12 protein-coding genes are annotated in these 12,952 nt (G+C 62.5%); 6 read left to right on the forward strand and 6 right to left on the reverse strand.

Annotated elements, in window-relative coordinates:
- Window positions 1-48: 48 nt before the first annotated feature.
- Genes SJY36_RS07105 through cysG form a run of 5 tightly spaced genes read right to left on the reverse strand, consistent with a single transcriptional unit; the run spans window position 49 to window position 4,591 of the window.
- On the reverse strand, window positions 49-462 hold the full coding sequence (locus SJY36_RS07105; protein ID WP_386173877.1) for a DUF934 domain-containing protein: 414 nt from the start codon (window positions 460-462) through the stop codon (window positions 49-51).
- Complete coding sequence (locus tag SJY36_RS07110; RefSeq protein ID WP_386173879.1) at window positions 459-1,247, reverse strand: phosphoadenylyl-sulfate reductase; 789 nt, start codon at window positions 1,245-1,247, stop codon at window positions 459-461. The genes SJY36_RS07105 and SJY36_RS07110 overlap by 4 nt, the downstream gene beginning before the upstream one ends.
- Entirely contained in the window at window positions 1,237-2,901 is a 1,665-nt protein-coding gene (locus SJY36_RS07115; RefSeq protein ID WP_037944050.1) for a nitrite/sulfite reductase, read from the reverse strand. Before SJY36_RS07115 ends, SJY36_RS07110 begins: the two co-directional genes overlap by 11 nt.
- On the reverse strand, window positions 2,901-3,197 hold the full coding sequence (locus SJY36_RS07120) for a DUF2849 domain-containing protein (protein WP_005853022.1): 297 nt from the start codon (window positions 3,195-3,197) through the stop codon (window positions 2,901-2,903). The genes SJY36_RS07115 and SJY36_RS07120 overlap by 1 nt, the downstream gene beginning before the upstream one ends.
- Window positions 3,197-4,591, reverse strand: coding sequence for a siroheme synthase CysG (gene cysG / locus SJY36_RS07125; protein ID WP_386173882.1), 1,395 nt, complete (start codon window positions 4,589-4,591; stop codon window positions 3,197-3,199). The genes SJY36_RS07120 and cysG overlap by 1 nt, the downstream gene beginning before the upstream one ends.
- A gap of 141 nt (window positions 4,592-4,732) precedes the next feature.
- Between cysG and SJY36_RS07130 the strand changes: the two genes are divergently transcribed.
- Window positions 4,733-5,194, forward strand: a complete 462-nt coding sequence (locus SJY36_RS07130; protein ID WP_386173884.1) for an Lrp/AsnC family transcriptional regulator — start codon at window positions 4,733-4,735, stop codon at window positions 5,192-5,194.
- Between the two features lie 24 nt (window positions 5,195-5,218).
- Here the strand turns inward: SJY36_RS07130 and SJY36_RS07135 are convergent, their stop codons facing one another.
- Window positions 5,219-6,403, reverse strand: a complete 1,185-nt coding sequence (locus SJY36_RS07135; RefSeq protein WP_386173886.1) for a cytochrome P450 — start codon at window positions 6,401-6,403, stop codon at window positions 5,219-5,221.
- Between the two features lie 71 nt (window positions 6,404-6,474).
- Here SJY36_RS07135 and SJY36_RS07140 point away from each other — a divergent pair, with 71 nt between their 5' ends.
- The 5 genes from SJY36_RS07140 to SJY36_RS07160 all read left to right on the forward strand — a co-directional run bounded on the left by SJY36_RS07140 (window position 6,475) and on the right by SJY36_RS07160 (window position 12,891).
- On the forward strand, window positions 6,475-8,241 hold the full coding sequence (locus SJY36_RS07140) for an ATP-binding protein (RefSeq protein WP_386176471.1): 1,767 nt from the start codon (window positions 6,475-6,477) through the stop codon (window positions 8,239-8,241).
- Complete coding sequence (locus tag SJY36_RS07145) at window positions 8,238-9,467, forward strand: sigma-54 dependent transcriptional regulator (RefSeq protein WP_132996728.1); 1,230 nt, start codon at window positions 8,238-8,240, stop codon at window positions 9,465-9,467. Before SJY36_RS07140 ends, SJY36_RS07145 begins: the two co-directional genes overlap by 4 nt.
- Before the next feature lie 248 nt (window positions 9,468-9,715).
- Window positions 9,716-10,717, forward strand: coding sequence for a DctP family TRAP transporter solute-binding subunit (locus tag SJY36_RS07150; RefSeq protein ID WP_005853033.1), 1,002 nt, complete (start codon window positions 9,716-9,718; stop codon window positions 10,715-10,717).
- A gap of 112 nt (window positions 10,718-10,829) precedes the next feature.
- Window positions 10,830-11,510 (forward strand): TRAP transporter small permease, encoded by a 681-nt coding sequence (locus SJY36_RS07155; protein WP_386173889.1) that lies wholly within the window; start codon window positions 10,830-10,832, stop codon window positions 11,508-11,510.
- Between the two features lie 4 nt (window positions 11,511-11,514).
- Complete coding sequence (locus SJY36_RS07160; RefSeq protein ID WP_009826801.1) at window positions 11,515-12,891, forward strand: TRAP transporter large permease; 1,377 nt, start codon at window positions 11,515-11,517, stop codon at window positions 12,889-12,891.
- Window positions 12,892-12,952: the final 61 nt, after the last annotated feature.

Here is a 12,952-nt window from a genome sequence, read left to right on the forward strand (position 1 = left end):
TAGGGGAAGGGAGGGGGCAGGGAAAGCATCTTGGGGCGAAAACCCCGATCAGCCGCGCAGACGCGCCTGATAATTATGCTCTTGCCAGTTTGCACGGGCCAGCCATTGGTCCTGCGGTTGACGCGCGGCCAGATCATCGGGGATCTCGACCTCGTCAAAGCCCGACCGGCGCGCCATGGCGTATTGGTCTGCAATCACATGCCCATGTGCGCGCAGCCGTCCGGTGTAGCCGCGCGACCGCAGTTGGCGCGCGATGGTAAAGCCACGCCCGTCGGCTGAGCTGGGGAAGGCCACGCGGATCATCGAGATCGCACCATCAACAGGGATCGTTTCCGGCTGCACGTCAGAGGGGACGTCAAGGGCGGTCGCACCGGCTTCTGCGCCTTCAGCAGCATCGAAGGGGGCGTAGGGCGTGGCGAAATCATCCGCCACAAACCCCTGATCATTGATCAACTGTGTCATGTCTTTGCTCCTGTGCGGACCATCTTGCCATCGACAAAATGGATGCCGCATTCTTCTTTTTCAATGTTTCTCCAGCGTCCGGCGCGGGGGTCTTCGCCCGGTTTCACCTTGGTGGTGCAGGGGGCGCACCCGATGCTGGGGTAGCCTTGGGCCACCAGCGGGTGCCGGGGCAGGCGGTTCTCGTCGATATAATCCGACACGTCTGAGGCCTGCCAATGGGCCAGCGGGTTCACCTTGATCCGCGCAGGCGCATCGGCGGGGGTTTCGACCTCGAAGAACGGCAGGCTGGCGCGGGTCCCCGACTGGAACCGCTTGCGCCCCGTGATCCAACCGTCGAACCCCTCTAGTGCGTGCTGCAGGGGCACGGTTTTGCGGAAGGCACAGCAGGCGTCCGGGTCGCGCAGATGCAGCGTCCCGTCGGGGTCTTTCTCTGCCACGTCCTGCGCCCGGATCGTCTGCACATTGCGCAGCCCCAACCGTTCGCTCAGCTCTTGCTGATAGACCAGCGTCTCGGCAAAGAGCATCTCTGTGTCGATAAACAACACCGGCAGATCGCGTTTCACCATAGAGGCAAGGTGCAACAGGGCGACGGATTCCGCCCCGAAGCTTGAGACAAGCGCCAGATTGGGCACATTGTCGATCGCGGCACGCAGCACGTCGGTGGCGCTGTGATGGCGTAGGCCATCGTTCAGCTTTTCCACCTGACGGGTCAGCGCTGCGACGCGGTCCGGCCCTTCGGGGAGGATTTTCTCCCCATTTGGAAGTATCAGTTGATCACGCGGCATTGGCTTGTGCTTCCGGGTAGAGGACGGCCTTGAACGGGGCAAGACCGAGGCGACGATAGGTTTGCAAGAAGGTCTCGCCCGCATCGCTGCGCAGGTCGAGGTAGCCTTTTACCAACCGTTCAATCGCCGGAATAATGTCGTCGGCGGAAAAGCCCGGACCGGCGCGCTCACCGATGGCGGCGTTTTCGGTGCCGTCACCGCCCAGAGTGATCTGGTAGTTTTCGACACCGGCGCGGTCGAGCCCGAGAATCCCGATGTGGCCCACGTGGTGGTGGCCGCAGGCATTGATGCAGCCCGAGATCTTGATCTTGAGCGGACCGACGTCATGCTCCAGTTTCAGCTCGTCAAAGCGGGTCGCGATTTCTTGGGCAATCGGGATCGAGCGGGCTGTGGCCAGCGCGCAGTAGTCCATGCCGGGGCAGGCGATGATATCGCTGATCAGGCCGATATTGGCCGTGGCAAGGCCGACCTCTTTCAACGCCGCGTGCAGCGCAGGCAGGTCGCCGCGGTGCACATGGGGCAGGATCACGTTCTGCTCGTGGCTGATGCGCAGTTCGTCATGGCCGTATTCGGCCGCCAGCTCGGCCATACGGTGCATTTGTTCGGCGGTGGCGTCGCCCGGGGTCTTGCCATGGGCCTTGAGGCTGATCGATACGATCGCGTAGGACGGATCGCGGTGGTCGGTCAGGTTGGTGTCGGCCCAACTTTTGAACACGGGATCGCTGTCATAGGCAGCAGTATAGGCGTCCGTCGGGGCGGTCTTGAACGTCGGGCTGGCGAAATCCGCCTCGATCCGCGACAGCATCTGCTGGTCGACGCCGGTGAACTGCGGACGGATCAGCGCATAGCGGGCGTCCACCCGTGCGCGGATGTCGTCGATGCCGTTCTCATGCACGGTGATCTTGATCCGCGCTTTGTATTTATTGTCGCGGCGGCCCAACAGGTTATAGACCGAGACAATGGCCTCGAGCGTGGGCAGCAGGTCTTCAGAGCTGACGAAGTCATAAAGCACCTTGCCGATCATCGGGGTCCGGCCAAGGCCGCCACCGACGATGACTTGATAGCCGATCTCGCCGTCTTTCTCGACGATCTGCAGGCCGATATCATGGGCCTTGATCACCGCACGGTCATGGGGCGCGCCAGAGACAGCGACCTTGAACTTGCGTGGCAGGAACTGGAATTCGGGGTGGTCGGTGGACCACTGGCGGATCAGTTCGGCCACAGGGCGCGGATCGGCGATTTCATCCGCGGCGGCACCGGCGAAATGGTCGGCTGTCACGTTGCGGATGGTGTTGCCGCTGGTCTGAATGGCGTGCATGTTCACTTCGGCCAGCGCGTCCAGCATATCGGGGACATCACGCAGCTGGGGCCAGTTGTACTGGATGTTCTGGCGCGTGGTAAAATGGCCGTAGCCCTTATCCCATTTGGCAGCGATATCGGCCAGCTTGTGCATCTGCCGGCTGCTGAGCGTGCCATAGGGGATCGCGACCCGCAGCATATAGGCGTGCAGCTGCAGATAGAGCCCGTTCATCAGGCGCAGGGGCTTGAATTCATCCTCGGTCAGGGAACCGTCGATGCGGCGTTCGACCTGTGCGCGGAACTGTGCGTTGCGTTCGGCGATGAAGGCATCGTCAAATTCGGTGTAGCTGTACATTATTGAACCTCCTGCTTGCCGTGGGTGTAGTTGCTTGGACCCTTGGCGCGGAATGCTTCGCGGAAATGCGATGGCTTGGGTGTGTCTGTGCTGGTGTCGACATCGGCCAGATAGGCCCCGACGGTCAGATCGGCTTGCTGGATCGCATCGATAAGACGCACATCGGCGACGGCCTCGTCGGTCAGGACTTCGGCCTCTTCCAGTTTACGGGTCCAGCCGGTGGCGGTCTGGTAGATCACGTCGCCTTCCAACAAGGCATTGGCGGTGACGACTTTGGGGGTGAAGGGCTTGGCCATTATGCCATCTCCTCTTGAAACAATTCGGTGGTGGCGCGGGCGGCGGCACGGGGTGCCAGCCCATAGAAGGTCAGGGCGGGGCCGGTCAGATTGGCCGCGTTCAGGTCGGTGGGCAGACGGTCCAGCGTGGTCTCGACAATCCGCTGATCCGCGCGCGAGGCGTTCTCGACCAGCGTGACAGGCGTGGCACGATCGGCCCCGTGCATCAGCAGGCGGCCTTGAATGAACCGCGCGGATTTCTTGCCCATATAGATCGCGGCGACCTCGCCCGGGCGGGCCAAAGCGGCCCAATCATGATCGGCGAACCCTTTCATGTCATGGCCGGTCAGGAACCGGACAGAGGCGTTGCGCCCGCGTTTCGTCAGGCTTTGCCCGATGGTTGCGACGGCGGCAGAGGCGGAGGTGATCCCCGGCACGATGTGCCAGCCGATGCCATGGGTGTCCACGGCGTCGATCTCTTCGTCCAGGCGGCCAAAGATGGTGGCGTCGCCGGATTTCAGACGGACCACCTGGGCCCCCGCCTGCGCGTGTTCGACCAGCAGATCGTTGATGGTTTCCTGCGCGGTAGAGGGGCCGAAGCCTTCCTTGCCCACGTCGATCATCAGCGCCTCGCGGCGGGCGAGTTCGAGGATCTCGGGGCTGATCAGCCGGTCGTAGATCACCACATCGGCCTCGTCCAAAGCGCGGCGCGCCTTGAGGGTCAGCAGTTCGGGGTCACCGGGGCCGCCACCGACAAAAGCAATGTGACCGGCGCGTGCGGCGCGGGTCTGGTGGTCGGCCAGCAGCGTGTTCAGCGCGTTTTCGACGGCGGCCTTGCCATCCGCTACGGCGCGGGGGCCGGCGGCAAAGTAATAGTCACGCCAGAAATCGCGGCGCGGACGGCCAAAGGGCAGGGCGTCGGCCATCTTGCGGAACCCCTTGCCGATCCGCGCCAGTGTTCCCAGCGTGGTGGGCAGGCGCTCTTCCAGATCGGCCTTGATCGCACGGGCCAGCACGGGGGCCGCGCCTTCGGTGCCGATGGCGATGGTCACGGGGTCACGGTCCACGATGGCGGGGGTGATAAAGGCGCTGTCGTGCAGATTGTCGACGATATTGACCAAGGCCCCTTCGGCACGCGCAATCGCGGCGGTGCGGGCGTCTTCGGTTTCGTCTTCATCGGCAGCGTAGAAGAGTTTCGCACACAGCACATCGCCGTGGCGCAGGGCGCGGGTGTGCAGCGTCAGACGACCCGCATCGGCCCATGCCGCGATCTCGGGCGCGGGGGTCGGGGCGAAGACGCTGATCTTGGCTTCGGTCTTGAGCAACAGGCGCAGCTTGGCCAAAGCCGCTTCGCCACCGCCTGACAAGACGATGCGCTGGCCCTTGGTGGACAGGTAGATTGGGAAATGATCCATGTGGTTCGGTCCTTGCGCTTAGCTTGAGCTCTATATAGGAAATAATTCCAATAAGGCGCTAGGTGTCTGGGGATATAAGGACGTACGTTCCATTCAGCCTCGCAAACAGAACAACAGACCACAGAGTGAAGGAAAAGCAGAATGGACGTTCGGATCGATGACGTGGACCGGAAAATTCTAGCGCAGTTACAACGCGATGCCAGCCAGTCATTGGACGATATCGCGCGCGAGGTCGGCAGTTCCAAGACCCCTGTGTGGAACCGGATTTGTAAACTGCGCGAGGCAGGGGTGATCGGGCAGCATACGGTTGTGCTGGATGCAGAGGCGCTTGGCTTCGAGGCGTGTTTCTTCGTGTTGATCCGCACGTCGTCCCACGAGGCCGACTGGCAGGCGGCGTTCCTCAAGGCGTTGAAAAACCGTCCCGAAGTGCAAGAGGCGCACCGGTTGGCGGGGGACATCGACTATATCCTGAAGGTCCGCGTCAAGAACGCCCGCGCCTATGATGCCTTTTATCAGGCGCTGATTTCAGAGGTCCGCGTGCACAACGTCACAGCGCTGCTGTCGATGGAAGAGATCAAATCTACCACGATGCTGCCGCTGTAACGCCGTGGCGCGGGGAGGCGCGACTTAGATCGTCACCATCAACCGTTCCAGCTTGTGAAAGTGGTAGGTATTGGCAAAGCGCGGTGCTTCGGCCAGTTGCAGGTTCGGCGCATGGTCAAAAAGCGCACGTAACGCGATCTGCATTTCCAGCCGAGCCAGCGGCGCGCCGACGCAGAAATGCAAACCACCGCCAAAGGCCGCGTGGGCCTTGGCCGGACGGGTCGGGTCGAATACATCGGGCTGGTCGTAAAGCGCGGGATCGCGACCCGCGGCCCCCAGCACCAGCGCAATTTTGCGGCCCTTTTCCAGCGTGACGTCGCCCAGTTCGATATCCTCGTAGGCGAAACGTTCAAAGACATGCAGGGGCGGGTCGTAGCGCAGGATCTCTTCAACGGTGGCGTTGATCGCATCGGGCGCGAGGGCGCTGGCCGGCGTGTTATTTTCCAGCAAGCAGGCGATCCCGTTGCCAAGCGCGTGGACCGTCGCCTCGTGCCCTGCGTTCAGCAGCAGGATGCACGTGCCGATCAGCGCATCCGTGCTCAGTTTTTCGCCGTCTTCTTCGGCGGCGATCAACTGGGTGATCAGGTCGTCACGCGGGTCTTGGCGACGCTCATTGACATAGCGGCGCAGGAAGCCGGTGAAATCTGCGGCGGCGGTATTGGCGGCCTCTTCGGTCGCGCGGGTCCGGCCGATCTGGTAGACGGCGACCATATCATTGGACCATTGCAGCAGGTCGGGCCACATATCCTCGGGGACGCCAAGCAGCCGCGCGATGATGCGCACGGGCAATTGGGTGCAAAAAGCGGGGATCAGGTCAAAGGCCTCGCCCTTGGGCAGGTCGGCCAGCAGGGCTTGGGCGATCTCTTCGATCTCGGGGGCGAGGCCGGCAATCCGGCGCGAGGTAAAGGCGCGCAACACCAACCCGCGCAGACGGGTGTGGGTTGGCGGCTCAAGCTCGAGCATCGATTGGTCTTCCACCGCATAGAAGTCGCGCATGTGATCGGGCGTGGGCTTGCGCTGGTCGGCAGGGGTCTCGCGGCCCAAACGGCGGTCACGCAGCAAGGCCTGCACCGTCGCCGCATCAAAAGCGGCCATCATCCCGTAGTCCTGCCAGAACAGCACGGGGCCCTGCGCACGTGCGCGCGTGTAGGCAGCATAGGGGTTTTGGACGAAGTCGGGATCAAGCGGGGAAAGGTTCAGTGTTTTCATGGGGCCTAGCAATAGCTGCGGCTCTGGTCTTTGCAAGCGGGTCTGTGCCAAATAACGCCATGACCTCCGGAATGCGCCGCCGCGTCGCGACCTTTGTGCTGTTTCTGATCACCGTGTCGGTCCTCTCCGGCGGGGTCTGGCGCTATGCCTATCTGCAAGGGCTGGACCAGCTGCGCGCGCGGGGGCGGGCGGATCTGTCGCTGGTCAGCGACCGTCTGGTCGGACAGTTGCAGCGGTACCGTGATCTTGCGGTGTTTCTGGCGGATCACCCGCAGGTGGCGCAGGTGCTGGACCGGCGTCCGGCGGTCGAGGCACAGGCGTTTTTGCAAGAGGTAGCGGATAAGACCACGGCGCTGGATGTGCAGGTGCTTGACCGATCCGGCGATGTGATCGTCGCGGCACTTGGCGCGGAAGCAGTGCGGGTGCCACGCGCGGATCAACGCTTTGTCCAGCGGGCCTTGCGCGGTGCGCTTGGCTGGGGGCATGGCCCCGCCGCGCCCTTGACCGACCGCGCCTATTTCCACGCCGCCCCTGTCTTCGCGCCCGATGGGCAGGTGCGCGGTGCTGTTGTGGTGTCGACTGATCTGAACGGCATCGATTATGACTGGCGCGGCAGCAATCCGGCGGCGTTCTTCACCGACACCGACGGGGTCGTCCAGATCGCCAACCGGTCAGAGCTGCTGTTCTGGGCGCGTCCCCGTGCGGCGCAGGGGCTGGTGCCGCCAGATGGTGCGGCGTTGGATTTCGCGGTGTCTGACGTGCGTGGCCACGAGATCTGGCATATGGGCTGGGGGCCGTATCTGCCCGACGCCGCCTTGCATCTGACCCGCGCCTTGCCGGTGGTGGGGATGACGGGCGAGGTGCTGCTGGATATCGAGGGCGCGCAACGTTTGGCACGGGCACAGGCGGCGGCGGTGGCAGCGCTTTGCCTTGCCTTTGGCGCGCTGCTGTTTCTCGCGACCGAGCGCCGCCGCGCCCTGTCAGAGGCGAACGCGGCGCTTGAGCGGCAGGTCGCCAAACGCACCGCCGCGCTGAACGCCAGCAATACCGAATTGCGCCGCGAAGCGACCGAGCGGGAAGAGGCGCAGGCCGCCCTGCGCCGCGCACAGGCGGATCTGGTGCAGGCGGGCAAGCTGTCGGCGCTTGGCCAGATGTCGGCGGGCATCAGCCACGAGCTGAACCAGCCGCTGATGGCGATCCGGTCCTTTGCGGAGAACGCGGTGCAGTTCCTTGAGCGTGACCGCCCCGACAGGACGGCTGAAAACCTGACCCGCATCTCGCAGATGGCCGACCGGATGGCGCGGATCATCCAGAATCTGAGGGCCTTTGCGCGGCAAGAAAGCGTGCCGCAAACCCGCGTCGATGTGACCCGCGTGGTCGCCAGCGCGGTGGAGCTGACCCAAAGCTATCTGCGCGACGCGGGCGTGACCCTCGACTACCAGCCCGCCAATGCCCCCGTCTGGGTGCGCGGCGGCGAGGTGCGCTTGGGGCAGGTCTTTGTCAACCTCATCACCAACGCCGTCGATGCCATGAGCAGTAGCGACACCAAACGGCTGAGCATCACCATCGATCCCGCCGACCCCGTGCGGGTGCAGTTCCGCGACACCGGACCGGGGATCGAGATGCCGGACAAGGTGTTCGACCCGTTCTACACGACCAAATCCGTGGGGGGCGGTGTCGAGGGTGCGATGGGGGGCATGGGGCTGGGGCTGTCGATCAGCTATGGGATTGTGCAAAGCTTTGGCGGGGGGATCCGTGGCACCAACCTTGACGCGGGCGGTGCGATGTTCTCTGTCACGCTGGAACGCGCCGATACGGGCGAGGAGGGGCAGGCATGAGCAGAACCGTTCTTTTGGTCGATGACGATGCCTCTGTCCGCGAGGCGCTGGCGCAGACGCTGGAGCTTGCCGATATTGATGTTGTCGCCGCGGGGTCGTTCGTGGCTGCCAAGGATAGGATTACCGAACGGTTCGATGGCATCATCCTGTCGGACATGCGCATGCCCGGGCGCGACGGGTTTCACCTGCTGGCCTATGCCCATGAACAGGATCCCGATCTGCCGGTGATCCTGCTGACAGGCGAAGGCGACATCCCCATGGCCGTGCGCGCGATGGAGGCAGGGGCCTTTGATTTCCTTGAAAAACCCTGCGCCCCCGCCGCGCTGGTCACTGTGATCGAACGCGCACTGAAAACCCGCGCGCTGGTGCTGGAAAACCGTCGGCTGCTGCATATCGTGGAAACTGGCGATCCGGCGGCGCGGATGATTTTCGGGTCGTCGGATCTGTCAGAACGGCTGCGCGACAAGGTGCGGCGCGTGGCGCAGGCCAATGCCGAGGTGCTGGTCACTGGCCCGTCGGGGTCTGGTATTTCGAAGGTGGCAGAGGTGATCCACCTGTCCTCGCGCCGCTCCAAAGGGCCCTTTGTCAAACGTGCTGCCGCGGGGCTTAGTCCCGATGATGTGAGCGATGCGCTGCACGCCGCCTCGGGCGGGTGCCTGTTCCTGGACGAGGTCGCGCAGCTTCCCGCGCAGACCCAGCTGAGCTTGATCGAAGCGCTTGAGCAGGTGCCCGATGTGCGTCTCATTGCGGGCAGTGCGCGGGAGCTACAGTCTTTGGTGGCCGAGGGGCAGTTCCACGCGGATCTCTATTACCGGCTCGAGGTCATGACCGTGCGCATCCCGTCGCTGGCCGAACGCCCCGAGGATATTGCCACGATGTTCCGCCGCTACGTCGATCAGGCGGCAGAGCAGTCGGGCGTGCAGCCGCCCGAGGTGACGCCGCAAATGATCGCGGGGCTGATGGCGCGGGACTGGCCCGGCAACGCGCGCGCGCTGATGTCAGAGGCGATGCGCTTTGTCATGGGGGTCTCGGACGAGGTGACGCCGGATGCGAACCTCGGGCTGGCGGACCAGATGGCGCAGGTGGAACAATCCCTGCTGCGCGCGGCCTTGCGCCGTGCCGAGGGGCAGGCGAGTGCGGCGGCGCAGGCGCTGAAACTGCCGCGCAAGACCTTCTATGACAAGCTGGCCCGCTACGGGATTCGGCCCGAGGACTTTCGCAGCTAGCCTGTGCGGATTTTCGCACAACTGCGCTGCACGCTGTGCGGTTATCCGCACAGGCAGCATGCAGCGCGTTAGTATATAACCTTAACTGTGTGGTATAACGCTCTGAGAAATAATATGTTTAAAGCGATCCGCATCTTTCAACCTCTCTTCCTTGTGAGGTCGGCGAAATAACGCTCTAGTAACGCCACCGCATTTGGAACGACCGGATGCCGAGACTTGAAAAACAGTTCTCTGGGAGGAGACATCACATGAAATTCCTGACAACCACTCTGGTGGCTATGACCCTTTCCGTAAGCGCCGGTGCTGTTGCCGCGGCGTGCGACGATGGCGAAGTCGTCATCAAGCTGAGCCACGTGACCAACACAGACCGTCACCCCAAAGGCATCGCCGCGTCCTTGCTGGAACAGCGCGTCAATGACGAGATGAACGGCAAAGCCTGCATGGAAGTGTTCCCGAACTCCACGCTGTACAACGATGACCAGGTTCTTGAGGCGCTGCTGCAAGGCGACGTTCAGATGGCCGCGCCGTCGCTGTCGAAGTTCGAGCAGTTCACCAAGCAATTCCGCATTTTCGATCTGCCCTTCATGTTCAAGGACATCAACGCTGTAGACGAGTTCCAGAACTCCGAAACCGGTGTTGCGATGAAAGAATCCATGACGCGCCGTGGCCTGCTGGGTCTGGCGTTCTGGCACAATGGCATGAAGCAGATGTCGGCGAACAAGCCGCTTAACGTGCCGTCGGATGCCAATGGTCTGAAATTCCGCGTCCAGAACTCTGACGTGCTGAAGGCCCAGATGGCGGCAATGGGCGCATCGCCCCAGCCGATGGCCTTCTCGGAAGTTTACGGCGCGCTGCAAACCGGCGTTGTCGACGGTCAGGAAAACACCTGGTCCAACATCTATGGCCAGAAGTTCTTTGAGGTGCAGGACGGGACAACCGAAACCAACCACGGTGTTCTGGACTACATGCTCGTGACCTCCACCGACTGGTGGGACAGCCTGGACGCCGATGTGCGTGACCAACTGGCGACCATCGTTCAAGAAGTGACCGACACCCGCAACGCGGAATCGTCCAAAGTGAACGCCGAAGCCAAACAGGCGATCATCGATGCCGGTGGTGTGGTCCGTGAACTGGACGACGCGCAGCGCGAAGCCTGGGTCACCGCGATGAAGCCCGTCTGGGAAGAGTTCACCGCAGACGTTGGTCAGGAAAACATCGACGAAGCCCAAGCGATCAACGCCAAGCACTAAACCCTGTTCTGCCCCGTCTGGCGACGGACGGGGCATATCACTTGCGTCAGGCCCCGACATGCCCCGCGGCGTGCGGGCCTGATCCACTCTCCTCTCACAGCGGAGCATTCCCATGTCACATGGTGTTCAATCTCATTCTGCGCTCGGGCGCATTGTCAACGAGCTTGAGGAAACGGCGATTGCCATCATCCTTGGAATGATGACGCTTATAACCTTTATCAACGTCGTCCTGCGCTATGGTTTCAACACCGGCATCATCTGGGGGCTTGAAGCGGTGACGTTCCTTTTCGCCTGGCTGGTGCTGTTTGGCATGAGCTATGCGGTCAAGGTCACGGCGCATCTGGGGGTGGACGCGGTCGTGAACCTGTTTTCGCTGCCCAAACGTCGGGTGCTCGCGCTGGTTGCGGCAGTGATCTGCGTGGTCTACGGGGCCTTGCTGATGAAAGGCGCGTGGGATTACTGGGCCCCCTTCGCGGGTCTCGACGCCACCACGGGCCGCTGGTTCCCTACAGGCTTTGCCGATAGCCGCGATCAGGCGTGGTATGAAACCGTCGATATCCCCATGCCGGATTGGCTGCGCTTTATCGAGCCGATCATGAACGAGGGCGAAACCTACGGCAAACTGCCACGGTTCATCCCGTATTTCATGCTGCCCTTCGGCATGGCGCTGCTGTTGTTCCGTTTCATCCAGGCCGGTGTGCGTGTCTTTACCGGACAGGCCACAGCACTGATCGTCAGTCACGAGGCCGAAGATGATATCGAAGCCGTCAAACACATGAACGCGGAGTCCTGAGCGCATGGAAGTCCTTATCCTATTTACCATGATCGTCGGGCTGATGTTGCTGGGCGTTCCGATTGCCGTCAGCCTTGGCTTCTCGTCGATCGTCTTTCTGCTGGTGCTGTCCGACAGCTCGCTTGCGTCCATCGCGCAGACCTTCTTTCAGGCGATGGCGGGGCACTATACGCTGCTGGCGATCCCGTTCTTCGTGCTGGCGTCGTCCTTCATGTCGACGGGCGGTGTGGCCAAGCGGATCATCCGTTTCTCTATCGCGCTGGTCGGGCATTTTCCGGGTGGTCTGGCGATTGCGGGCGTCTTTGCCTGTATGCTGTTCGCCGCCCTGTCGGGATCATCGCCCGCCACGGTGGTTGCCATCGGGTCCATCGTGATCGCGGGGATGCGGGAAACCGGCTACACCAAGGAATTCGCCGCCGGTGTCATCGCCAACGCGGGCACCTTGGGCATCCTGATTCCGCCGTCCATCGTGATGGTTGTCTATGCCTCTGCCACGGATGTCTCTGTGGGCCGGATGTTCCTAGCGGGCGTTATCCCCGGTCTGATGGCGGGCACCATGCTGATGCTGACCATCTACATCATGGCGCGGGTCAAGAAGCTGCCACAGGGCGAATGGCGCGGCTGGGGCGAGGTCTTTGCCTCGGGGCGTGAAGCGGGCTGGGGGTTGATGCTGATCGTGATCATCCTTGGCGGTATCTATGGCGGTATCTTTACCCCGACCGAAGCCGCCGCGGTGGCTGCTGTCTATGCCTTCTTCATTGCGGCCTTCGTCTATCGCGATATGGGCCCGCTGCACGTCGAAGGCGAGGGGCGCAACCTGTCGCTGATGCGCAAGCCCTTGGCGCTGGTCACTGTCTTTTTCCACCGCGATACCCGCGATACGCTGTTCGAGGCCGGCAAGCTGACCGTCACCCTGATGTTCATCATCGCCAACGCGCTGATCCTCAAGCACGTGCTGACCGACGAGCAGATCCCGCAGCAGATCTCCGCCGCGATGCTAAGCGCCGGTTTCGGGCCGATCATGTTCTTGGTCATCGTCAACGTGATCTTGCTGATTGGCGGGCAGTTCATGGAGCCGTCGGGCCTGTTGATCATCGTCGCCCCGCTGGTCTTCCCCATCGCGATTGAACTGGGCATCGACCCGATCCATCTGGGGATCATCATGGTGGTGAACATGGAAATCGGGATGATCACCCCGCCGGTGGGTCTGAACCTCTTTGTGACCTCGGGCGTGGCGAATATGCCGATGATGAATGTGGTCAAGGCTGCGCTGCCCTTCACCGTGGTGCTGTTCATCTTCCTGCTGATGGTGACCTATATCCCGGTCATCTCGACCTGGCTGCCGACCCTGATGATGGGGCCGGAGATCATCACCCGCTAGGGCGAGACATTACGAGAGAAACGAAAAAGGCGGCGCACCCCATCGGATGCGCCGCCTTTTT

This window comes from Sulfitobacter sp. R86518, from assembly GCF_042466275.1.
GTDB lineage: Bacteria > Pseudomonadota > Alphaproteobacteria > Rhodobacterales > Rhodobacteraceae > Sulfitobacter > Sulfitobacter pontiacus.